This window comes from Pseudomonas marginalis, assembly GCF_024169655.1.
GTDB classification, from domain to species: Bacteria; Pseudomonadota; Gammaproteobacteria; order Pseudomonadales; family Pseudomonadaceae; genus Aquipseudomonas; species Aquipseudomonas paraveronii.
This window is the reverse complement of sequence record NZ_JALJWV010000001.1, coordinates 4,906,592-4,929,583: the sequence shown is the minus strand read 5'-3', so window position 1 is coordinate 4,929,583 and position 22,992 is coordinate 4,906,592. Positions and strand designations below refer to the sequence as shown.

At 62.1% G+C, this 22,992-nt stretch carries 21 protein-coding genes; 5 read left to right on the top strand and 16 right to left on the bottom strand.

Translation table 11 applies throughout. The features are described from left to right. Positions 1-18: 18 nt before the first annotated feature. The 9 genes from J2Y83_RS22625 to arcD (J2Y83_RS22585) all read right to left on the bottom strand — a co-directional run bounded on the left by J2Y83_RS22625 (position 19) and on the right by arcD (J2Y83_RS22585) (position 11,979). Entirely contained in the window at positions 19-1,395 is a 1,377-nt protein-coding gene (locus J2Y83_RS22625) for an L-serine ammonia-lyase (protein WP_253398452.1), read from the bottom strand. A gap of 150 nt (positions 1,396-1,545) precedes the next feature. Beyond that, positions 1,546-4,386 (bottom strand): aminomethyl-transferring glycine dehydrogenase, encoded by a 2,841-nt coding sequence (gcvP, locus tag J2Y83_RS22620; protein WP_253398450.1) that lies wholly within the window; start codon positions 4,384-4,386, stop codon positions 1,546-1,548. Between the two features lie 10 nt (positions 4,387-4,396). Next, a complete protein-coding gene (gene gcvH, locus J2Y83_RS22615; RefSeq protein WP_253398448.1) occupies positions 4,397-4,780 on the bottom strand; it encodes a glycine cleavage system protein GcvH in 384 nt (127 codons plus the stop codon). 311 nt (positions 4,781-5,091) lie between these two features. Beyond that, the gene (locus J2Y83_RS22610) at positions 5,092-6,600 is read right to left on the bottom strand and encodes a sigma-54-dependent transcriptional regulator (protein WP_253398446.1); all 1,509 of its coding nucleotides are present in this window, start codon (positions 6,598-6,600) and stop codon (positions 5,092-5,094) included. Positions 6,601-6,704: 104 nt separating this feature from the next. Beyond that, positions 6,705-7,067: a DUF5064 family protein gene (locus tag J2Y83_RS22605; RefSeq protein WP_253398443.1), complete on the bottom strand. Its 363-nt coding sequence runs from the start codon at positions 7,065-7,067 to the stop codon at positions 6,705-6,707. Positions 7,068-7,085: 18 nt separating this feature from the next. Next, entirely contained in the window at positions 7,086-8,015 is a 930-nt protein-coding gene (arcC, locus tag J2Y83_RS22600) for a carbamate kinase (protein WP_253398441.1), read from the bottom strand. 175 nt (positions 8,016-8,190) lie between these two features. Beyond that, on the bottom strand, positions 8,191-9,201 hold the full coding sequence (locus J2Y83_RS22595; RefSeq protein WP_253398439.1) for an ornithine carbamoyltransferase: 1,011 nt from the start codon (positions 9,199-9,201) through the stop codon (positions 8,191-8,193). Positions 9,202-9,270: 69 nt separating this feature from the next. Further along, positions 9,271-10,527 carry an arginine deiminase gene (gene arcA, locus J2Y83_RS22590; RefSeq protein WP_253398437.1) on the bottom strand — a complete coding sequence of 419 codons (1,257 nt, stop codon included), beginning with the start codon at positions 10,525-10,527 and terminating at the stop codon, positions 9,271-9,273. A 24-nt stretch (positions 10,528-10,551) separates the two neighbouring features. Then, a complete protein-coding gene (gene arcD, locus J2Y83_RS22585; protein WP_253398435.1) occupies positions 10,552-11,979 on the bottom strand; it encodes an arginine-ornithine antiporter in 1,428 nt (475 codons plus the stop codon). Positions 11,980-12,427: 448 nt separating this feature from the next. On the opposite strand from arcD (J2Y83_RS22585), the gene arcD (J2Y83_RS22580) reads away from it, so the two are divergent. Further along, entirely contained in the window at positions 12,428-13,855 is a 1,428-nt protein-coding gene (arcD, locus tag J2Y83_RS22580) for an arginine-ornithine antiporter (RefSeq protein WP_253398433.1), read from the top strand. Between the two features lie 59 nt (positions 13,856-13,914). Here arcD (J2Y83_RS22580) and J2Y83_RS22575 read toward each other — a convergent pair whose 3' ends face one another. The 7 genes from J2Y83_RS22575 to J2Y83_RS22545 all read right to left on the bottom strand — a co-directional run bounded on the left by J2Y83_RS22575 (position 13,915) and on the right by J2Y83_RS22545 (position 19,446). Beyond that, on the bottom strand, positions 13,915-15,264 hold the full coding sequence (locus J2Y83_RS22575) for a CoA transferase (protein WP_253398431.1): 1,350 nt from the start codon (positions 15,262-15,264) through the stop codon (positions 13,915-13,917). A 40-nt stretch (positions 15,265-15,304) separates the two neighbouring features. Continuing rightward, the gene (locus J2Y83_RS22570; RefSeq protein WP_253398429.1) at positions 15,305-16,648 is read right to left on the bottom strand and encodes a sensor histidine kinase; all 1,344 of its coding nucleotides are present in this window, start codon (positions 16,646-16,648) and stop codon (positions 15,305-15,307) included. 67 nt (positions 16,649-16,715) lie between these two features. After that, a complete protein-coding gene (locus tag J2Y83_RS22565; protein ID WP_253398427.1) occupies positions 16,716-17,180 on the bottom strand; it encodes a Spy/CpxP family protein refolding chaperone in 465 nt (154 codons plus the stop codon). Positions 17,181-17,349: 169 nt separating this feature from the next. Next, on the bottom strand, positions 17,350-18,027 hold the full coding sequence (locus J2Y83_RS22560; protein ID WP_169883602.1) for a response regulator transcription factor: 678 nt from the start codon (positions 18,025-18,027) through the stop codon (positions 17,350-17,352). 7 nt (positions 18,028-18,034) lie between these two features. Further along, positions 18,035-18,442, bottom strand: coding sequence for a translation initiation factor 2 (locus J2Y83_RS22555; protein WP_247406139.1), 408 nt, complete (start codon positions 18,440-18,442; stop codon positions 18,035-18,037). Positions 18,443-18,548: 106 nt separating this feature from the next. After that, positions 18,549-18,848, bottom strand: a complete 300-nt coding sequence (locus J2Y83_RS22550) for a YciI family protein (RefSeq protein WP_247406136.1) — start codon at positions 18,846-18,848, stop codon at positions 18,549-18,551. Between the two features lies 1 nt (position 18,849). Further along, on the bottom strand, positions 18,850-19,446 hold the full coding sequence (locus tag J2Y83_RS22545; RefSeq protein WP_253398425.1) for a septation protein A: 597 nt from the start codon (positions 19,444-19,446) through the stop codon (positions 18,850-18,852). 87 nt (positions 19,447-19,533) lie between these two features. Between J2Y83_RS22545 and J2Y83_RS22540 the strand changes: the two genes are divergently transcribed. The 4 genes from J2Y83_RS22540 (at position 19,534) to scpB (ending at position 22,798) form a co-directional block, all read left to right on the top strand. After that, positions 19,534-20,397: a PHP domain-containing protein gene (locus tag J2Y83_RS22540; RefSeq protein ID WP_247406132.1), complete on the top strand. Its 864-nt coding sequence runs from the start codon at positions 19,534-19,536 to the stop codon at positions 20,395-20,397. 13 nt (positions 20,398-20,410) lie between these two features. Then, positions 20,411-21,040: an L-threonylcarbamoyladenylate synthase gene (locus tag J2Y83_RS22535; RefSeq protein ID WP_017847159.1), complete on the top strand. Its 630-nt coding sequence runs from the start codon at positions 20,411-20,413 to the stop codon at positions 21,038-21,040. 120 nt (positions 21,041-21,160) lie between these two features. Then, on the top strand, positions 21,161-21,859 hold the full coding sequence (locus J2Y83_RS22530; protein WP_173390412.1) for a segregation and condensation protein A: 699 nt from the start codon (positions 21,161-21,163) through the stop codon (positions 21,857-21,859). 12 nt (positions 21,860-21,871) lie between these two features. Continuing rightward, positions 21,872-22,798 (top strand): SMC-Scp complex subunit ScpB, encoded by a 927-nt coding sequence (gene scpB, locus J2Y83_RS22525; protein ID WP_253398423.1) that lies wholly within the window; start codon positions 21,872-21,874, stop codon positions 22,796-22,798. Positions 22,799-22,992: the final 194 nt, after the last annotated feature.

Below are 22,992 nucleotides of genomic sequence, written 5' to 3'. Positions count from 1 at the left end.
CGGACGCGTGTCTAAGCGTCAGCACTCGATAATGTTGACCGCCAAACCGCCACGGGCGGTTTCCTTGTATTTGCTTTTCATATCGGCGCCGGTCTGGCGCATGGTGCGGATGACCTTGTCGAGCGACACAAAATGCTGCCCATCACCGCGCAAGGCCATGCGCACTGCATTGATGGCTTTGACCGAGCCCATGGCATTGCGCTCAATGCACGGCACTTGCACCAGGCCGCCAATCGGGTCGCACGTCAGGCCGAGGTTGTGTTCCATGCCGATCTCGGCGGCGTTTTCCACCTGGGACACGCTGCCGCCCAACACTTCGCACAGCGCACCGGCGGCCATCGAGCAGGCCACGCCGACTTCACCCTGGCAGCCGACTTCGGCGCCGGAGATTGATGCGTTTTCCTTGTACAGAATCCCGATGGCGGCGGCGGTGAGCAGAAAGCGCACCACGCCGTCTTCATTCGCGCCGGGGATGAAGCGCATGTAGTAATGCAGCACCGCCGGCACAATCCCGGCGGCACCGTTGGTGGGCGCCGTAACCACGCGCCCGCCATTGGCGTTTTCTTCGTTGACCGCCAGCGCGTACAGGTTGACCCAATCGAGTACCGACAACGGGTCGCGCAGGGCTGACTCCGGGTTCTTGCATAGCTGGCGATGCAGGGCGGCGGCACGACGCTTGACCTTCAAGCCGCCCGGCAAGATCCCTTCATTGCGACAGCCGGCGTCCACACAGTCCTGCATCACCTGCCAGATCTTCAGCAGGCCGTTGCGGGTTTCGGCTTCGGGGCGCCAGGCACTTTCATTGGTCAGCATCACCTGGCTGATGGACAGCCCGTAGGTGGCGCAATGACCGAGCAAGTCCTTGGCGCTCTTGAACGGGAAGGTCAGGGGGGTGGCGTCTTCGACGATCCGGTCGGCGCCGGCGGCGTCTTCATCCACCACAAAACCGCCGCCCACCGAGTAGTACTCGCGGCTGCGGATCTGGATACCGGCGGCGTCAAAGGCGCGAAAGATCATGCCGTTGGGGTGATAGGCGAGGGGTTTGCGAATCATCGCCAGGTGTTCTTTCTCGTTGAACGCAATGCTGTGTTCGCCGAGCAGGTTCAAGCGGCCGTCGCTGCGCATCTGTGCCAGGCGTGCGGCGATGGTTTCTGTGTTCACGGTGTCCGGGTGTTCGCCTTCCAGGCCGAGCAGCACGGCCTTGTCGCTGCCGTGGCCTTTGCCGGTGGCGCCGAGTGAGCCATAGAGTTCCACCTTGACGCAGGTGGTGGCGCTCAGCAGGTCGTCACGGCGCAACCCCTCGACAAAGCGGGCGGCGGCGCGCATCGGGCCGACGGTGTGGGAGCTGGAGGGGCCGATGCCAATCTTGAACAGGTCGAACACGCTTAACGACATGAGTTGTTCTCCGGTTTCTTATTAGGTGTCGGGTGTACCCGATCAAAGTGTGGGAGGGGGGCTTGCCCCCGATGGCGGTGTGTCAGTCGATCAATAGATAACTGATCCACCGCTATCGGGGGCAAGCCCCCTCCCACATTTTTGATCGGGTTATGCGTAGCTCTCGATCGAAGGGCAGGCGCACACGAGGTTGCGATCGCCGAACACGTTGTCGACCCGGCCAACCGGCGGCCAGTACTTGCCGTCGATCAACGACGCCACCGGGTACACCGCTTGTTCACGGCTGTAAGGGTGGCTCCATTCGCCCACCAGTTCCGCGGCTGTGTGCGGGGCGTTTTTCAGGGGGTTGTCGTCCTTGTCCAAGGTGCCGTTTTCGACTGCGCGGATTTCTTCGCGGATGGCGATCATCGCGTCGCAGAAGCGGTCCAGTTCTTCCTTGGATTCGCTTTCGGTCGGCTCGATCATCAAGGTGCCGGCCACCGGGAACGACATGGTCGGCGCGTGGAAACCGAAGTCGATCAGGCGCTTGGCCACGTCATCTACGCTGATGCCGCTGCTGTCTTTCAACGGGCGCAGGTCGAGGATGCATTCATGCGCCACCAGGCCGTTGCTGCCGGTGTAGAGCACCGGGTAGTGCTCTTCCAGGCGACGGGAAATGTAGTTGGCATTCAGGATCGCCAACTGCGAAGCGCGCTTGAGGCCTGCGCCGCCCATCATGCTGATGTACATCCAGGTGATCGGCAGGATGCTTGCGCTGCCGAACGGCGCCGCGCACACCGCGCCTTCCTTGCGTGCCATGGCCGCGTGGCCGGGCAGGAATGGGCTCAGGTGCGATTTGACGCCGATCGGGCCAACGCCCGGGCCGCCACCGCCGTGGGGGATGCAGAAGGTCTTGTGCAGGTTCAGGTGGGACACGTCGCCGCCGAACTTGCCCGGCGCGCACAGGCCGACCATGGCGTTCATGTTGGCGCCGTCGATGTACACCTGGCCGCCGTTGTCGTGAATGATCCCGCAGATCTCGCGGATACCTTCTTCGAACACGCCGTGGGTCGACGGGTAGGTGATCATCAGCGCGGCGAGGTGGTCGCGGTGCTCGATGGCTTTGGCGCGCAGGTCTTCGATGTCGACGTTGCCGCGGCTGTCGCAGGCGGTCACGACCACGCGCATGCCGGCCATGTGGGCGGTGGCCGGGTTGGTGCCGTGGGCCGATGACGGGATCAGGCAGATGTCGCGGCGCTCATCGCCACGGCTCTGGTGATAGGCACGAATCGCCAAGAGGCCCGCGTATTCGCCCTGGGAACCGGCGTTCGGTTGCAGCGAGATGGCATCGTAGCCGGTGGCCGCGCAGAGCATGGCTTCCAGCTCGGTGGTCAGTTGCAGGTAGCCGGCGCTTTGTTCGGCTGGGGCGAACGGGTGCAGGGCGCCGAACTCGGCCCAGGTCACCGGGATCATTTCGCTGGCGGCGTTGAGCTTCATGGTGCAGGAGCCCAGCGGGATCATGGTGCGGTCCAGCGCCAGGTCCTTGTCGGCCAGCTTGCGCAGGTAGCGCATCAGCTCGGTTTCGGAGTGATAACGGTTGAACACCGGGTGGCTGAGGATCGGCGACTGACGCAGCAGCGCGGCCGGCAGGCTGCCTTCGACCTTGGCGGCGAAGTCCGGCAGGGCTTTACCGTCGGCGAAGAGTGCCCACAAGGTTTCGATATCGGCCTGGGTGGTGGTTTCGTCGACCGACAGGCCGAGACGCTCACCGTCCACCACACGCAGGTTGATGCGCTGGGCGCGGGCCTGGTCGTGCAGGGCGGCGGTGCGCGCGCCGGTGTTGAGGGTCAGGGTGTCGAAGAAGTGTTCTTGCTCGACCTTCAGGCCCAGGGCGCGCAAGCCGTTGGCCAGGATCGCGGTCAACTGGTGAATGCGCTGGGCGATCTGGGTCAGGCCTTTCGGGCCGTGGTACACGGCGTACATGCTGGCGATGTTGGCGAGCAGGACCTGGGCGGTGCAGATGTTGCTGGTGGCTTTCTCGCGGCGGATATGTTGCTCGCGGGTCTGCATGGCCAGGCGCAGGGCCGGCTTGCCGAAGCGGTCGACCGAAACCCCGACCAGACGGCCCGGCATGTCGCGCTTGAACGCATCCTTGGTGGAGAAATACGCCGCGTGCGGGCCGCCAAAGCCCAGCGGGACGCCGAAGCGTTGGGCGCTGCCGATGGCCACGTCGGCGCCGAACTCACCCGGTGGGGTCAGCAAGGTCAGGGCCAGCAGGTCGGCGGCCACGGCCACCAGAGCATTGGCGGCGTGGAAGCGTTCGGTCAGTTCGCGATAATCAAACACGTCGCCATTGCTGGCCGGGTATTGCAACAGGGCGCCGAAGAACGGGCTGACATCGCTCAGTTCGCGTTCATCGCCCACCACCACGTCGATGCCCAGCGGCTCGGCACGGGTGCGTAGCACGTCGAGGGTTTGCGGGTGGCTGTGGATCGAAGCGAAGAAGGCATTGCTGCTTTTGTTCTTGCTCAGGCGTTTGCAGAAGGTCATGGCTTCGGCGGCGGCGGTGGCTTCGTCAAGCAGTGAAGCGTTGGCAATCGGCAGGCCGGTGAGGTCGCTGATCAGGGTCTGGAAGTTCAACAGCGCTTCCAGGCGACCCTGGGAAATCTCCGGTTGGTACGGGGTGTAGGCGGTGTACCAGGCCGGGTTTTCCAAGAGGTTGCGCAGGATCGGCGACGGCGTATGGCAGTTGTAGTAGCCCTGGCCGATGTAGGTCTTGAACAGTTGGTTCTGGCTGGCGATGGCCTTGATCCTGGCCAGGGCCTCGGCTTCGCTCAAGCCATCTTCCAGGCCGAGCACGCTGGTGCCCTTGATGCTTTCCGGGATCACACTGGCGCTCAGGCCTTCCAGGGAATCAAAGCCCAGGCTGGCGAGCATCTGCAGCTCATCTTCCTGGCGCGGGCCGATGTGGCGGGCGATGAATTCGTTGGCGGTGCTCAAGTTGATCGTCATGGCGCGCTCCTCAGGCTTGTGCGTTGGCTTTGATCAGGCGGTCATACGCATCCTGATCCAACAGCGTAGCCACTGCATCGGCATCGGCGGGTTTAAAGCGGAAGAACCAGCCTTCGCCCATCGGGTCTTCGTTGACCAGTTCCGGGCGGCCCTCCAGCTCGGCGTTCACTTCGAGGACTTCACCGTCCAACGGCATGTACACGCCACTGGCGGCTTTGACTGATTCCACGGTGGACGCTTCGGCGCCCTTGTCGTAGGCCTGCAACTCCGGCAGTTGCACGAAAACCACATCACCCAGCGCGTTTTGCGCGAACGCGGTGATACCCACGGTGACGCTGCCGTCAGCTTCGGCGCGCAGCCATTCGTGATCTTCAGTGAAACGCAACTCGCTCATGGAAACTCCTCGGGGCCAGATTCGTCTGGTGGACGGGATTGGAATAATGGGGAGTTACTTAGCAATATCGCGGCCAATGTCATTAATTACTTATAAATCAATGACTTGATAAAAATGACGAATGCGTTGCCGGCTGAGGCTGTAGCGATTTCGCTACACTTCGCCGCAAGAAAAAAAGCCTATGTGGATCAAAGCCTTGCATGGCGCGCAAAAAACAGGGTTGTAGCGATATCGTTACGCTGTAGCGCTTTCAGTACAGTTGATGTCGTTCTCAGACCCGATTTGGAATGCGAGCCCTGTAGGCGCCCAGATCAGGGTTTGTTGGGGATGCCGTATTTGCGCAGGCGATGGGCGATAGCGGTGTGGGAGGTGTGCAGGCGGCTCGCCAACTGGCGGGTCGAGGGGTAGCTGGTGTAGAGCTTCTCCAGCAGGCTGCGTTCGAAGTCTTCCACGGCCTGCTCCAGGCTGTCGATTTCGCTGTCGCTCTGGCGTGCGACCGAGGTGCCGGCGATGTCCAGGTCGCCGATGTCCACCAGGCTGCTTTCGCAGATGGCGGCGGCGCGGAAGATCACGTTCTGCAACTGTCGCACATTGCCCGGCCAGCGGTTGCCCAGCAATGCCGGGTAAGTGCCCGGCGCCAGGCGGCAGATCGGGCGCTGGATCTGCGCGCAGGCCTGCTGCATGAAGTAGCGCGCCAGCAGCAGAATGTCCTGGCCTCGCTCGCGCAGGGGCGGCACTTCGACATTGAGGACGTTGAGGCGATAGAACAGGTCTTCGCGAAAGGTGCCCTCGGCGACCATCTTTTCCAGGTCGCGGTGGGTGGCGCTGAGGATACGCACGTTCACCTTCACTTCACGGTCGCCGCCTACCCGGCGAAAACTACCGTCATTGAGAAAACGCAGCAGCTTGGCCTGCAGGTACGGCGACATTTCGCCGATCTCATCGAGAAACACCGTGCCCTGGTTGGCCAGTTCCATCAGCCCCGGCTTGCCGCCGCGCTGGGCCCCGGTGAAGGCGCCGGGGGCGTAGCCGAACAGTTCGCTTTCGGCGAGGTTTTCCGGTAGCGCCGCACAGTTCAACGCCAGGAACGGCGCACTGCAGCGCGCGCTGATGGCGTGGCAGGCTCGCGCCACCAGTTCTTTGCCGGTGCCGGTCTCGCCCTGGATCAACAGCGGTGCGTCGAGCACAGCGACACGCTGCGCACGCGCCTTGAGGGTGCGAATAGCCGGCGAATCGCCGAGCAGCGCATCGAAGCCTTCGGCATGGTCATGGTGCAGGGCCGACAACTGTTCGCCGATGCGGTTGGGCTGGTAGAGGCTGAGCAGGGCACCGGCATCGGTGATCGGCGTGGCCTCCAGCAGCAAGGTCTGGCCGTTGACGCTGATCTCGCGCAGCGGCAAGCGAAAGCCTTGCTCCAGCAAGGTGTCGAGCAAGGCCGGATCGTTGAACAGTTCGCTGATGCTTTCCCCGGCCGGCTCGCGACCGTACAGGGCGATCAACGCCGGGTTGGCCAGCAGGATCTTACCCGCGCTGTCCAGGGCCAGCACCGGGTCGGTCATGGCCGCGAGCAGGGCGTCGAGTTGCAGGTGGCGGCGTTGGCCGGGGAGGATGTCCACCACCGTCACCGTCTGCACGCCGTTGACGCTGAACAGCGCGTCCCGCAGCTCTTCGAGGACTTCGGCGCTCAGGGTCGGCGCGTCGATGTAGACATTCGGCGGCACCATTTCTACCGCGTCCAGGTTGAGATTGCGCCCACCGAGCAAGGCCAGGACTTCCTGGGTAATGCCGACGCGGTCGATGAAGCTGACGTGGATACGCATGGGGCGGCTGACAATTCTGGGGAGCGAGAGGCGGCAAGTATGCCAGACAGGGGGGGAGATCAAAAATGGGGGAGGGAGCAAGCCCCTCCCTCATTTGGATCGTGTTATGCGAGGTGTTCGGGTTTGACCGGATCGCCCGGTTTCACATTCAACTGATGCCGCACGTCCTCGAACATCAAGTCGTACTGCTTGTGCATGTCGCCGTTGAGCGTCGCGATCTTCGGCATCCCATACTTCTGCGCGATATTCATCGCATGCCGGGCAAAGTCGAATGCCTGGTCCTTGGGCAGGAAGAACTCTTCCTTGAGGTCCTTGTCCTGCACCGAGCCATGCAGCGTGAACAGCATCCCCTGGCCTTCATTGGGGTGCTGGCTGACTTCATAGTCGATGTGCAGGTTGTAGCTGTAGTCGGCGTCGTTCAGCGCGTGGCGTTCGATGTGCAAATGCCCGGGTTCAAAGGTAGCCATAGGCGTTTTTCCTCTACTTCACAGATAACGGATGCCTGGGGTCGCCGTGCTGATACGGGTGCCTGCCAGGCCCTGGACGATGGCTTCGATGTCGGAGAGTGAACCGATCACTGCGGTTTTGCCAGTCTGACGCGCGAACTCGCAGGCTGCTTGCACTTTCGGCCCCATGGAACCGGCGGCGAAACCAAGCCTTTCCATTTCATCCGGGTGGGCCTGGCCGATGGCCTTCTGGGTCGGCTTGCCGAAGTCGATAAAGGCGGCATTGACGTCGGTGGCAATCACCAGCAAATCAGCTTCCAGTTGCGAAGCCAGCAGCGATGAGCACAGGTCCTTGTCGATCACGGCCTCGATGCCCTTGAGCTTGCCGTCTTCGCCATACATCGTCGGGATACCGCCACCGCCGGCGCAGATCACGATGCTGCCTTTTTCCAGCAGCCATTGGATCGGGCGAATTTCGAAGATGCGTTTCGGCCGCGGGCTGGCGACGACGCGACGGTATTTATCGCCATCCGGGGCGATGGTCCAGCCTTTTTCAGCCGCGAGTTTCTCGGCTTCGGCCTGGGAGTACACCGGGCCGATCGGTTTGCTGGGTTTCTTGAAGGCCGGGTCGTTGGCGTCCACTTCAACCTGGGTGAGCAGGGTGGCAAACGGGACTTCGAAGTCCAGCAGGTTGCCCAGTTCCTGTTCGATGATGTAACCGATCATGCCTTCGGTTTCCGCGCCGAGCACGTCCAGCGGGTACGGCGAGACGCTGGTGTAGGCCGCCGCCTGCAACGACAGCAGGCCGACTTGCGGGCCGTTACCGTGGGCGATCACCAGCTCGTTGCCGGAATGGATCTTGGCAATCTGTTCGGTGGCGATTCGGATATTGGCGCGTTGGTTGTCCGCTGTCATGGGTTCACCACGGCGGAGTAGGGCGTTACCGCCCAGAGCAACGACGATACGCATAATGCAATCCTTCTAGAGTTCAGCGTGTGAACACAGGACTAAGTGTGGGAGGGAGCGTGCTCCCGATGGCGGGCTAACATTCAATACTTGTGTCGACTGATACACCGCTATCGGGGGCAAGTCGAATCGTCGCACCGCCCCTCCCACATTTGACCGTGTTTCGACAGTGGATCGTTTAGATATCCGCCAACGTCGATACCAGGATCGCCTTGATGGTGTGCATGCGGTTTTCCGCTTGCTCAAAGGCGATGTTGGCCGGGGATTCAAACACCTCTTCGGTCACTTCCACGCCATTGGCCAGGTTCGGATAACGCGCGGCGATGTCCTTGCCAACCTTGGTTTCGCTGTTATGGAAGGCCGGCAGGCAGTGCATGAACTTCACCCGAGGGTTGCCCGAGGCTTTCATCATCTTGGCGTTGACCTGGTACGGCAGCAGTTGCTCGATACGCTCGTCCCACGCTTCCACCGGCTCGCCCATGGACACCCAGATATCGGTGTGGATGAAGTCCACGCCTTTCACCGCCGCGACAGGGTCTTCGGTGATGGTGATGCGCGCGCCGCTTTCCTCGGCAAAGGCCTGGCACTGCTTGATGAAATCTTCGTGTGGCCACAGGGCTTTCGGCGCGCCGATGCGCACGTCCATGCCCAGCTTGGCGCCGATCATCAGCAGCGAGTTGCCCATGTTGTAGCGGGCGTCGCCCAGGTAGGCGTAGCTGATGTCATGCAGCGGCTTGTCGCAGTGTTCGCGCATGGTCAGGGTGTCGGCGATCATTTGGGTCGGGTGGAATTCGGCGGTCAGGCCGTTGAACACCGGCACACCGGCGAACTTGGCCAGCTCTTCGACGATTTCCTGCGCGAAGCCACGGTATTCAATGGCATCGAACATCCGGCCGAGGACGCGGGCGGTGTCTTTCATGCTTTCTTTGTGGCCGATCTGCGACGACACCGGGTCGATATAGGTGACGTGGGCGCCCTGGTCGTGGGCCGCTACTTCGAATGCGCAACGGGTGCGGGTCGAGGTTTTTTCGAAGATCAGCGCAATGTTCTTGCCCTGCAAGTGCGGACGCTCGGTGCCGGTGTATTTGGCGCGTTTGAGGTCGCGGGACAGGTCCAGCAGGTAGTTGAGCTCGCGAGTGGTGTGGTGCATCAGCGAGAGCAGGCTGCGGTTGCGCATGTTGAAAGCCATGGTGGATCTCCTTCTGTTTAGGTTATCCCCTTGGCCGACGCCTTGTGAGCGGCGGCCAAGGCTGGAAAATTAATAATCGATAGGGTCGCGGATGATCGGGCAGGTCATGCAGTGGCCGCCGCCACGGCCACGGCCGAGTTCACCGGCGCTGATGGTGATGACTTCCACGCCGGCCTTGCGCAGCAGGGTGTTGGTGGAAGTGTTGCGGTCGTAGCCGATCACCACGCCAGGCTCCAGGGCCACCACGTTGTTGCCGTCATCCCACTGCTCGCGCTCGGCGGCGAAGCTGTTGCCGCCGGTTTCGACGACGCGCAAGGCCTTGAGGTTGAGCGCTGCGGCCACGGTATCGAGGAAGTTGGTTTTCTCCCGTTGGATATCGATGCCGTGCGGCTTGCTTTCGTCGGGGCGCAGGGTGAAGGCGACGATCTGGTTGACCACTTCAGGGAAGATGGTGACCAGATCGCGGTCACAGAAGCTGAACACGGTGTCCAGGTGCATCGCCGCGCGGGATTTTGGCAGGCCGGCAACGATCACCCGTTCCACTGCTTTGTTTTTGAACAGGTTGCGCGCCAACTGGCCGATGGCCTGGTGGGACGAGCGCTCGCCCATGCCGATCAACACGACGCCATTGCCAATTGGCATGACGTCACCGCCTTCCAGCGTGGCGGCACCGTGTTCCAGGTCAGGGTCGCCGTACCAGATCTGGAAGTCCGCGTTGGTAAACTCGGGGTGGAATTTGTAGATGGCGCTGGCCAGCAGGGTTTCCTGACGTCGCGCCGGCCAGTACATCGGGTTCAGCGTCACGCCACCGTAGATCCAGCAAGTGGTGTCGCGGGTGAACTGGGTGTTGGGCAGCGGCGGCAGAATGAAGCTGGAGTGGCCGAGGAAATCGCGGAACATCTCGATGGTCTTGCCGCCGAAGCTGCTCGGCAGGTCATCGGCCGATACGCCACCAATCAGGAACTCGGCGGTTTTGCGCGGCTCCAGACTGCGCAGCCAGGAGCTGACTTCATCGACCAGGCCCAGACCCACTGTATTGGCGGTGATCTTGCGTTCCAGAATCCAGTCCAGGGCTTCGGGCATGGCGACGATATCGGTCAGCAGGTTGTGCATTTCCAGCACATCAATGTCCCGCTCGCGCATCTTGGTGACAAAGTCGAAATGGTCGCGCTTGGCCTGGGCCACCCACAGCACGTCATCGAACAGCAGTTCATCGCAGTTGTTGGGGGTCAGCCGCTGGTGGGCCAAACCTGGGGAGCACACCATGACTTTGCGCAGTTTGCCGGCTTCGGAATGTACGCCGTACTTCACTTTTTCCGTGGTCATTACAGATCCTCCAGTGAACAATAATTACATAGTCAGGAAGCCGGCGTAGAGGCCATAGGCAGCCACCAGGGCGCCAACAACCACTGCGGCGAAAATCAGCTTCTCGACGTTGGTGAAAATCGGTTTGCCCAGTTCATGCTTGGCCTTGGCGAACAGGATCGCGCCAGGGGCATAGAGCAGGGCGGAGAGCAGCAGGTATTTGGTGCCGCCGGCGTAGAGCAGCCAGACCGCGTAGATCAGCGCGATCGCGCCGATGATCAGGTCCTTTCTGCGCTCGGCCGGGGCGTTTTCGTAGGTCTCGCCACGTACCGCCAGCAGCAGCGCATAAGCTGCCGACCACAGGTAAGGCACCAGGATCATCGAGGTGGCGAGGTAGATCAGCGACAGGTACGTGCTGGCGGAAAACAGGGTAATCACCAGGAACACCTGGACCAGTGCGTTGGTCAGCCACAGGGCATTGGCCGGCACGTGGTTGGCGTTTTCGCGGCGCAGGAACTCCGGCATGGTGTGGTCCTTGGCGGCGGCGAACATGATCTCCGCGCACAGCAACACCCACGACAGCAGCGCGCCGAGCAGCGAGATGACCAGGCCGACGCTGATCAACACGGCGCCCCAGTGGCCCACGACGTGCTCCAGCACGGCCGCCATCGACGGGTTCTGCAGCTTGGCCAGTTCCGGTTGGGTCATGATGCCCAGGGACAGCACGTTGACCAGCATCAGGAACAGCAGCACGGTGATAAAACCGATCACGGTGGCCTTGCCCACGTCGCTGCGTTTTTCGGCCCGCGCCGAGAAGATGCTCGCGCCTTCGATGCCGATGAACACCCATACGGTGACCAGCATCATGTTGCGCACCTGGTTCATCACGCTGCCCAGGTCGGGGTTTTTCAGGCCCCAGATGTCAGCGGTGAAGATGTCCAGCTTGAATGCAAACACCGCAATCAGCACGAACAGCACCAGCGGCACGACCTTGGCGACGGTGGTCACGAGGTTGATGAACGCCGCTTCCTTGATCCCGCGCAGTACCAGGAAATGCACGGCCCACAGCAGCACCGAGGCGCCAATCACTGCGGCCGGGGTGTTGCCCTCGCCAAAGATCGGGAAGAAGTAGCCGAGGGTGCTGAACAAGAGTACGAAGTAACCGACGTTGCCCAGCCAGGCGCTGATCCAGTAACCCCAGGCAGAGGAGAAGCCCATGTAGTCGCCGAAACCGGCCTTGGCATAGGCGTATACGCCGCCGTCGAGGTCGGGTTTGCGGTTGGCCAGGGTCTGGAACACAAACGCCAGGGTCAACATACCTACAGCGGTAATCACCCAACCGATCAGAACGGCACCGACATCGGCGCTGGCTGCCATGTTTTGCGGCAGAGAGAAGATCCCGCCGCCAATCATTGAGCCCACGACAAGTGCAACCAGTGCACCAAGTCGAAGTTTTCCGGGAGATTCAGACATTGCATAACTCCAATGCAGGAGAAGAGAGAGCACAGAATAATTCTGCGTGCTATTCAAGCAACTGACTTAGATCACATCATTGGCACATTCCATTGTGAATTAATGACTTAGGCCGAAAACAGTGCGGGCGCAATAGCCTGGCGCAGACCCTCGTGGCAGAGCCTTTATGCGCTTTTATTGTTAAGGTTTGCTGATTGCAGAGACGATTTAAGCTAGCCCCTTTCTGTGAATGTGCAAACTTTTTCCGGGGTGACTCGGCAAACCGCTGATGTTCGTAAAATTCAATACTTATTTAATTTATAAATTTGCCTAAACTCTAGTTATTGACATGCCTTTGGGTTATTAGAACCCGCGTTTTGTTCGCGATACCTGATAAACGCGGGAGCTCTCGTGCAAATTAGTTGAGTACACAGTCGTTCGCTCATTTGTTTTTGACTCTGGAGAGTTCATGTCGCAATCGTCTGAAAAGCTTCGACTCAGCGCCTTGATCGCCCTGGTGGTGGGCTCCATGATCGGCGGGGGGATTTTTTCCTTGCCACAAAATATGGCCGCGCGCGCCGAAGTCGGCGCGGTATTGATCGGCTGGGCGATTACAGCCGTGGGTATGCTGACCCTGGCGTTTGTGTTCCAGACCCTGGCCAACCGCAAGCCCGAGCTGGATTCCGGGGTGTATGCCTACGCCAAGGCCGGTTTCGGCGACTACATGGGCTTCTCGTCCGCCTGGGGTTACTGGATCAGTGCGTGGATGGGCAATGTCGGCTACTTCGTGTTGCTGTTCAGCACCCTTGGCTACTTTTTTCCGGTGTTCGGCGAGGGCAATACGCCAGTGGCCATCGGCTGCGCCTCGTTGTTGCTGTGGGCCGTGCATTTCCTGGTGATGCGCGGGATCAAGGAGGCGGCGTTCATCAACCAGATCACCACCGTGGCCAAGCTCGTACCGTTGCTGATGTTCGTGGTCATCGCCGGCGTGGCATTCAAGGCGGATATCTTCACGGCTGACATATGGGGCTTGGGCAAGCCGCAATTCGGCAGTGTGGTGGACCAGGTGCGCAATATGATGCTGGTCACGGTGTTCGTGTTTATTGGCATCGAGGGCGCCAGCGTGTATTCGGCACGGGCGGAGAAACGTTCGGATGTGGGCCGGGCCACGGTGATCGGGTTTCTCGGCGTGCTGGCGCTGCTGGTGCTGGTGAACCTGCTCTCCCTGGGCATCATGAGCCAGCCGGAACTGGCGAAATTGCAGAATCCGTCCCTGGCCGGCGTGCTGGAGCACATCGTCGGGCCGTGGGGCGCGCTGTTGATCAGCATCGGTTTGGCGGTATCGCTGCTGGGCGCGTTGCTGTCATGGGCGCTGCTCTGCGCGGAAATTCTCTACGCCACGGCCCATGACAAGACCATGCCGGCCTTCCTGAAAAAGGAAAACGCCAACCAGGTGCCGATCAACGCCCTGTGGCTGACGAATGTGATGATCCAGATATTCCTGGTCATCACGCTGTTTTCCGAAAGCACCTACACCACCCTGATTTACCTGGCCTCGTCCATGATCCTGGTGCCTTACCTGTGGTCGGCGGCCTACGCGGTGTTGTTGAGCGGGCGCGGAGAAACCTACGAAGGCGCCCAGCGCCAGCGCCTGAAAGATCTGCTGGTGGGCCTGATTGCACTGAGCTACGCGGTGTGGCTGCTCTACGCCGGTGGGCTGAAGTACCTGCTGCTGTCGGCGTTGCTGTATGCGCCGGGCGTGGTGTTGTTTGCCCTGGCCAAGCGCGAGCAGGGCCAGCCGTTGTTTACCCATGTGGAAAAAGGCATTTTCGCCTGTGTGATGGCGGGCGCGGGGTTGGCGGCGTATGGGCTGTATAGCGGAGTGTTGTCGTTATGAGCAGGGTGGCTTGATCGTGTGGGCCTCATCGCGGGCACGCCCGCGATGGCGGTCTCAGGTCACCAGCGAGGCCGGTGCGACCCCAATTCCCCTGCCGGCAAATCCCACTGCAACGGTGTGCCGCTGATGGTCAGCGGCGCGAGCAATCGGTGCGCCGGTCCCCAGGCGGTTTGCTCCACCACCAGCCCCTGATCTTCGAGGGCTTCGGCCCGCAATGGCGGTTGCTCCGGAACCGGCCCGGCCTCCATCAAGCATTTTGCCGTGCGCGCCAACGATAATCGCGCCGAGCCGCCACGGTCGGACGCCAAGCGCTCGCGCAGGGCCTGGATCGCGCTGGCCGCCATCAAGTAGCCGGTGGCGTGATCCAGCGCCTGCAATGGCAGCGGCACAGGTTTATCCGTGTGTTTCCATGCCATGCCCGCGTCGGCGATGCCGCAGCTCATCTGCACCAGGCTGTCGAAGCCCCGGCGGTTGCGCCACGGGCCACTCCAGCCATAGGCGTTGAGGCTCACGTCGATCAGGCCGGGGGCGAGCTGTTGCAATGCGCTGGCGGTGTAGCCCAATTGCTCGAGGGCATCGGCGCGGTAACCGTGGAACAGGATGTCGGTGTCTTTGAGCAACCCTTCGAAAACCTGGCGGTCTGTGGCGGTTTTCAGGTCCAGGCGCGCACAGCGTTTGCCCAGGGTCATTTCCGGCACCACGCCCGGCTCGTTCCAGGTCGGCGAGTCGATGCGCAACACGTCCGCGCCTAGCCCGGCGAGAAAACGACTGGCCACGGGGCCGGCCAGCACGCGGGTCAGGTCCAGCACTTTGAGGCCGGCCAGCGGGCGGGCCGCCGCGCCGCGCCAGGGCCTGTTGGCAGCGGGTTCAAAAGTTTGGCGCTGAACCAGGTGCTCGGCATTCACCGCCAAGCCTTGGGGATGTTGCTGCCAGGCCTGCCACGACCGCATCTGCGCGGCACAACCGCCGGCATCGACAATCGCCTGCTCCAGCTCGGCAGCGTTCCACGCGGCGACCTTGCTCGCCATCTCGGCACGGTCAGCGACGTGGCCCAGCACCCGCTCGGCAGCCGCACGGTGATGGGGCGCGTTGGTGTGCAAGCGAATCCAGCCGTCGGCGCTGGCATAGTCGCCGGCCACCGGGTCCCACAGTGGCGGTACTTGCCAGCCTGTGGGGCGGATCGAAGAAGAGAACCAGAACGAGGCGAGGCGTCGGTCCACGCTCACGCTGGGCAAGCGCCCGGTCTGTTGCAGGATGAGTTGGGCAACCGCCTGGCCGGCGGCGCCGATGCTGGCGCAGGCCAGGTCGCTCACGGCGAAGATCGACGGCAGGGCGCCGGCCCCGGTCGAGGTCAGCGGGGTGCGCGGTAGATCGAGTGCGGCTTGGATCGGCGTCAGCAGGTCAGTCATCGAAGGCCCTCCATAAGAGAAGGGCCACTATAGAAGATCATCACACCGGTGTGACAACCCCCGGCGTCAATGGCAGGTCGATGCTGGCGCTGAAACCACCGTCGGGATGATTGGTCAGGATCAGGTTGCCGCCATGGCGTTCCGCTGCGCGCCGTGCAATCGCCAGGCCCAGGCCGTGGCCCTGCGCCGTTTGGCCGGGCGCGCGGTAGAACGGCTCGCCCAACTGGCTCAGGTGCTCGGCCTCGACGCCGGGGCCGTGATCGCGCACGCTGATCAGAATGCGTTCGCCCAGGCGGCGCGCCTGCAATTCGATCGGTTGGCCTGGCGGGTTGAAGCGCTGGGCATTGCGCAGCAGGTTATCCACGGCGCGTTCGATCATGGTCGGCCAGCCTTTGAGGCGCAGGTCGGGATCGGTGTTCAGTTGTACCACCTGGTCCGGCGCGCTGAGTTGGGCGTCCTTTTGCAGGGTCTTGAGCAGCGCGATGAGGTCCACCTCTTCGGCGCTGGCGTTGTCGGCATCGACCCGGGCCAGCACCAGGATTTCGCTGATCAGCGCTTCCAGGCGGTCACACTCGCGGGTCAGGCGTGGCCAGAGTTTTTCGCGCTCCTCGGGGCCGGCACGTTCGGCCAGGGCCAGGGCGATACGCAGGCGGGCCAGGGGCGAGCGCAGTTCGTGGGACACGTCCCGCAGCAACTGGCGCTGGCTGCCGATCAGGCTCTGCAGGCGCGCGCCCATGCGGTTGAAGTCGTTGGCGAGGACGCCGAACTCATCGCGGCGGTTGGCCAGTTGCGCCAGGCTGTTCTGCTGGTAGGTGGCCTGCCCGAGGTCATGCACCGCGCCGCGCAGACGGCTCAAAGGGCGGGTGATGGACAGCGTCACCAGCAGGCTGAACAGGGTCAGCACCACCAGGGCAATCGCCAATGCGCTCAACGGCCACGCCAGGCTGCTGCGGTGCCAGGCGTCCAGTTCCGGATGGGGGATGCGGTAGATCAGCAGGTAGGTGTCGCCGGTTTTCTCGCTGGTGTACTCGGCGGTCAGGCGCCGCCAGGGCAGGTGGCCGTCCTTGCTGTCGTTCTGCCGGGCTTCGAAGGCGGCGGCGCGGCGCGGAAAGGTGCCGCGTACCACGGGCTCGCCGCTTTCGTTGAGTACTTGCACGTCAATGTGGTACTGGCGCTTGCGCTGTTGCAGCAAGTCCTGCGCGGCGTCTTCGCCCTGGGCTTCGTAGAGTTGGGTCCACTCTTGGGCCAGGTTATTGAGGCCGGGATGGCGGCTGAGAATCCAGGCGTCCTGGTTGAGCATATGCCCAAGCAGGATCGACAGCCCGGCAACCAAGGCGATGGCCAGCCAGAAACTGGCCAGGATACGCCAGAACAATGAACGCACAGGAAACCCTCAAACAGGAAAAGCCCAGCGGCGCGAACCGCTGGGCTGGGGCAGTGAAGCTAGAACATTATTGCGCTTTTTGCGGCTGCTGCGCTTTCCATGCCTGGAATTCCTTCCACTCGGCGCGGCGTTGTTCTTGCTTCTTGATGATCTCGTCGAATTTCTTCTGCTGGTCGGGCTTGAGCACGGCACGGACGTCGGCCTGGGTTTTCTGCCTGCCGGCGGCGATTTCATCCTGCATGGCTTTCTGGTCAGCGGCCGGGAGTTTGTCCAGGTACTTTTTGACCAGGTCTTTGCGAGCGTGCCATTGGTCGCCCATCAGCTTGCCGATCTGCTGGCGTTGTTCCTTGCTCAAATCCAGCTGGCTGAACGGGCCACCTTTGCCACGCGGACCGTGTTCACCGTCAAAGCCTGGGCCACCCATCATGTGGCCTTCAGGGCCGCCCATCGGGCCTGGGCCTTCAGGCATTGCTGCCATGGCCACGGTGGGCAGGGCTGCGGCGAACATCAGGGCGATTAGGGTCTTGCGCATGGTGATTCTCCTGTCTCTATTCCGGTGAGTCCGGATGTGAGTAGATTACGGAGATCAAGGTCAGCGGCGGTCAGGTGTGGGTAAAGCTTGGGTAAAGAGGGTTTTGCTGGAAGCTGACAAAACCCTGGGGGCCGAGCAGATCAAATGTGGGATCAGAGTGTTGCTGGGCTCATAGGCTGTAGTAGTAGCCGCGGCTGCGCAACGCCACGATCCGTGGCCGGCCATCCGGGTGCGGGCCGATCTTTTTGCGCAGGTTGCTGACGTGCATGTCGAGGCTGCGATCATAGAGGGTCAGCTTGCGGCCGAGGGCAATCTGCGCCAGTTCCTGTTTATCCAGCGGTTCGCCGGGCTGACGCAGCAAGGCTTCGAGCAGGCGGCTTTCGGAAACGGTGAGGGTGAATTCCTGATTGTCGATGCTGACCACGCCGCGCACCGGGCTGAAGCACAGGTCGCCCAGTTCCAGTTGGGTCGACACGGCGGCCGGGTGGCTGCGGCGCAACACTGCGCGCAGGCGGGCAGTCAGCTCCCGTGGGTCACAGGGCTTGGCCAGGTAGTCGTCGGCGCCCAGTTCCAGGCCGAGGATACGGTCCAGCGGCTCGCCCCGGGCCGACAGCATCAGCACCGGCAGCTCCGGATGGTCGTTGCGCAATTGCTTGAGCAGCTCCAGACCACTGCCGTCGGGCAGCATCACGTCGAGCACCACGGCCGCCGGGGCGCTGTCGGCCAAGGCTTTGCGGGCGCTCAAACCGTCGTGGCAGGCGCGCACCTGGAAGCCTTCCTGGCTCAACCAACTGGTCAGCAGCTCGCAGAGCTCCTGGTCATCATCTATCAGTAACAGCTCGCTCATGACTCACTCAATTTAGCCATTGTCGACGGCGACGGTGCCCACCACTGGCGAAGATCCCGCACAGCAACGCGATCAGTGCGACGGCTGCGCCGGTGACAAACCACTGCTGTTGCTCGGTCAGCCATCGGGTCAAGCCGCCGCCCTGTGTCTCTTTGAGTTGCTGGGCCAGGCGTTGATTCTCTTGGCGCAAGCGACTCAGTTGGGCGCTTTCCCGGGCAGCATCCGTGGTTTGCAGTTGCTTGCTCAGTTCTTCACGCAGCCGTTCGCTTTCTTTCAAGCGTTGCTGCAATTCGGTGATCTGGCTGCCGGCACTCAAGGACAGGGGCGTAGAACTGCCGGTGTTCGAGGTTTCTTCAGCGTGGGCCGTAGCCCCGATCATTAACACTGCCAACAGACACAACTGACGTAAGCGCATCGGAACTCCTGATTCCACACGAATATTCAGAACGTTGTCGGCAGGTTACCCAGAATAATGAGCAATTAGGAGTGCGCCGAACCGAATTGGTTCGGCGCGACCGGGGTCAAGGCAGGACTTGCTTGAACGGTTTGATCACTACATCCGCGTAGACGCCGGCCGCCACATACGGGTCAGCCTTGGCCCAGGCTTGGGCATCGGCCAGGGACGCGAACTCGGCAACGATCAGGCTACCGGTGAAACCGGCGGCGCCCGGGTCGTTGCTGTCGATCGCCGGGTGCGGGCCGGCCAACACGATGCGGCCTTCGGCCTGCAGCACTTTCAGGCGCTCGACGTGGGCCGGGCGCACGGACAGGCGTTTTTCCAGCGAGTTGGCAACGTCGGTGGCAATGATGGCGTAGAGCATGTCAGTCCTCGGTTTTCGGCGTAGTGGAGTCGGTTTCATGCAGGTGGCGCGACAGGTAGATGCCCTGGCCGACCAGGAACAATACGGTCATGCCCAGGCTGCCGAACACCTTGAAGTCGACCCAGTAGTCCTGGAAGGTGAAGGCCACGAACAGGTTGGCGCCGCCGCAGAACAGGAAAAACACGATCCAGGCCACGTTCAGGCGTGTCCACACCGGTTCCGGCAGGGTCAGGGCATGGCCCATGATGCGCTTGATCAACAGGCGATCGCCAACGAAGTGGCTACCGATAAACGCCAGGGCGAACAGCCAGTTCACCACCGGGGCTTTCCATTTAAGGAAGGTTTCGCTGTGGAAGGCCAGGGTCAGGCTGCCGAAGACCAGGCAGGCGACCAGGGTCAGCCATTGGCTTTTTTCGAGTTTGCGCTGGGAGATGAAGATGGCGCCGTAGACCACGATGGAGCTGATGATCAGCACGGCGGTGGCGCTGTAGATGCCTCCGAAGGTCAGTTCATGGCCGGCGAGATCGATGACCCTGGGGTCGAGTTTGTAAACGATGAAAAACAGCAACAGCGGGATGAAGTCGATGAATTGTTTCACAGTAAGAGCCAGAAGCTGGATGTGGCGGCATAATAACAAACATCCTTGGTAGCGAAAGCGCCACCTGACTTGAGGTTACACACTTCCGTGAATGTTGATTTGCACTGCCACAGCACGGCCTCCGATGGCGCCCTGGCGCCTGCGGTATTGGTTGCGCGTGCGTTTGAAAAAGGCGTGCGAGTCCTGTCGTTGACCGACCACGATACCCTCGAAGGCCTCGACGAGGCCCGCGAAGCCGCCCAGGCGCTGGGCATGCAACTGGTCAACGGCGTGGAATTGTCCTGCACCTGGGGCGGCGCCACCATTCATGTGCTCGGCTACGGTTTTGACCAAAAAGCCCCCGCGCTGGTGGAGGCCATCGCTCAATTGCACGCTGGCCGCTGGCTGCGTTCCGAAGAAATAAGCCGCAAGCTCGGCCTTAAAGGTATGCCCAACGCCCTCGATGGCGCCCGGGCCATCCAGCAGGAACTGGGCGACAGCGGCAACGCACCGGCCCGGCCGCATTTCGCCGATTGGATGGTGCGTGAAGGGTTTGTCCGGGACCGCGCCGAAGCCTTTCGCAAATGGCTGGGCGCCGGCAAACTGGGCGACGTCAAGCAGCATTGGCCGACCTTGGACGACACCGTCGAGACCCTGCGGGCCTCCGGGGCCTGGGTCAGCCTGGCACATCCCTGGCATTACGATTTCACCCGCAGCAAGCGTCGCAAGCTGATTGGCGACTATATTGGTGCGGGCGGCCACGCAATTGAAGTGGTCAACGGGCATCAACCCGCCGAACAGGTTGGCAGCCTGGCGATTCTTGCCCGCGAATTTGGTCTGCTGGTCAGCGCCGGCAGTGACTTTCATGGCCCAGGCGGCTGGTCCGAGATCGGCGAATATCGCCCGGTCCCGGAAGACTTGCCGCTCTTGTGGGGGCGATTCAAGCATGACCCCATTATTGCCACCGTCTGAACAGGTAGAGCACGTGAGTCAATTCTTCCAGATTCATCCGGAAAACCCTCAGCCACGGCTGATCAAACAGGCCGTGGAGATCATTCGCGCCGGTGGCGTGGTGATCTATCCAACTGATTCGTCCTACGCCATCGGTTGTCAGATCGGCGACAAAAACGCGGTTGAGCGTGTCAGACGCCTGCGTCAGTTGGACGACAAGCACAACTTCGCGCTGATCTGCAGCGACCTGTCCCAATTGGGCCTGTTCGCCAAGGTCGACACCGGCACCTTCCGCCTGCTCAAGGCCCACACGCCGGGGCCGTACACCTTTATTCTCAACGCCACCCGCGAAGTGCCGCGCCTGCTGCTGCATCCGAAGAAGCGCACCATCGGCCTGCGCGTGCCGGAACACCCGATCGCCCTGGCGCTGCTGGCCGAGTTGGGCGAGCCGCTGATGAGCGTGTCGTTGATCATGCCCGGCGCCACCGAACCGCTGGAAGACCCCTACGAAATGCGCCAACTGCTGGAAAAACACGTCGACCTGATCATCGACGGCGGTTTCGGCGGCGGCAAGGCGTCCACCGTGATCAACCTGGCCGACGGCGACCCCGAAGTGATCCGTGTCGGCTGCGGCGACCCCGCGCCGTTTATGGCCGAGGCCTGAATGTCGGCCGTGGAAACCGTCGACAGCCAGGCCGGCGCCCAGCAGGAACTGCCGTTTGCCATGGTGTATGGCCAGGCGGTCATGGAAATGCCGCTGGACCTGTACATCCCGCCGGATGCCCTGGAAGTGTTCCTCGATGCCTTCGAAGGCCCGCTGGATTTGCTGCTGTATTTGATCCGCAAGCAGAACATCAACATCCTCGACATCCCGGTGGCGGAAATCACCCGCCAGTACATGGGCTATGTCGAGCTGATGCAGTCGGTGCGCCTGGAACTGGCCGCCGAGTACCTGGTGATGGCCGCGATGCTCGCCGAGATCAAGTCGCGCATGCTGTTGCCGCGCTCGGAGACGGTCGAGGCCGAAGAGGACGACCCGCGCGCCGAACTGATCCGACGCCTGCAGGAGTACGAACGCTTCAAGGCCGCCGCCGAAGGCATCGACGGCCTCAGCCGCGTGGGCCGCGATGTGGTGGTGCCCAAGCTCGATGCGCCGGAAGCCCGGGCGCGCAAGCTGTTGCCGGACGTGAGTCTGGAAGAGTTGCTGATGTCCATGGCCGAGGTGCTGCGCCGTGGCGACATGTTTGAACACCACCAGGTCAGCCGCGAGGCATTGTCCACCCGCGAGCGCATGAGCGATGTGCTCGAACGCCTCAAGGGCGGCGGTTTTGTGCCGTTTGTCGAGCTGTTCACCGCCGAAGAAGGGCGCCTGGGGGTGGTGGTGACCTTTATGGCGATCCTCGAGCTGGTCAAGGAGTCCTTGGTCGAGCTGGTCCAGAATGAGCCTTTTGCGGCTATCCACGTGCGGGCGCGAGCCGAATAACGAGCTGAATCGATGAATCTGACTGAACCCCGCGAACTGGCCCCGCTGCTGGAGGCCTTTCTTCTGGCCTCGGGTAAGCCGCAATCTTTGGAGCGCCTGTTCGAACTCTTTGAAGAGGCCGAACGCCCTGAACCGCCGGTCTTCAAGAAAGCCCTGGAGATCCTGCGCAAGTCCTGCGACGGCCGCGCCTTTGAGCTGCGCGAAGTGGCGTCGGGTTATCGCCTGCAGATCCGTGAGAAATTTTCCCCGTGGGTCGGCCGCTTGTGGGAAGAACGCCCGCAGCGTTACTCACGGGCGATGCTGGAAACCATGGCGCTGATCGCCTATCGCCAGCCGATCACCCGCGGCGAAATCGAGGACGTGCGCGGCGTGGCCGTCAACAGCCATATCGTCAAGACGTTGCTGGAGCGCGAGTGGATTCGTATCGTCGGTTACCGCGACGTGCCCGGCAAACCGGCGATGTTCGCTACCACCAAGGTGTTCCTCGACCACTTCAACCTGAAAAACCTCGACGACCTGCCACCGCTGGCCGAATTGCGCGAGATGGAAACCGAGCCGGTACTCGACTTCGACGACGCCCCGGTCCCGGCGAGCCTGCAGGAACTGGCCGACGCCACCGCCGAGCCGGAAGAGCCGAAGGACGAAACCAGTTTCCACACCTTGCTGCTGGAATTGGACGACATGGAGCAGGGCATCAAGACCGACTTCGATGACTTGCTGCGTGATGGCGCGGCCGAGCCCGAAAGCCAGGTGAATGTTGAAGTCGAGCCAGAGCCCGAAGCGGAACCTGAGGAAGACATTCTCGGCGTCGCCCAAGCCCGCGAAAAACTCCTGGCTGCCGTCGCCGCCCTCGAACAACCACCGCTGAGCGACGAAGAAGACGAAGCCCGCGCCCTGGCCGAAGCCATCGAGGCCGAGCGCCGCCAGTTCGACGACTGACGCCCACCTTGTAGGAGCGAGCTTGCTCGCGAAAAACCCAAGAACACCGCAGACAACCAGATTCCCCGCGTTATCGTTGACGATTTTCGCGAGCAAGCTCGCTCCTACAGCCGGTGGGCGCCACCGGTCGGCGGAAAAGCCGCTGACTCGGCACTTATCGACTAGTCTCTGATGCGCAGCGCGCGCCATGCGCG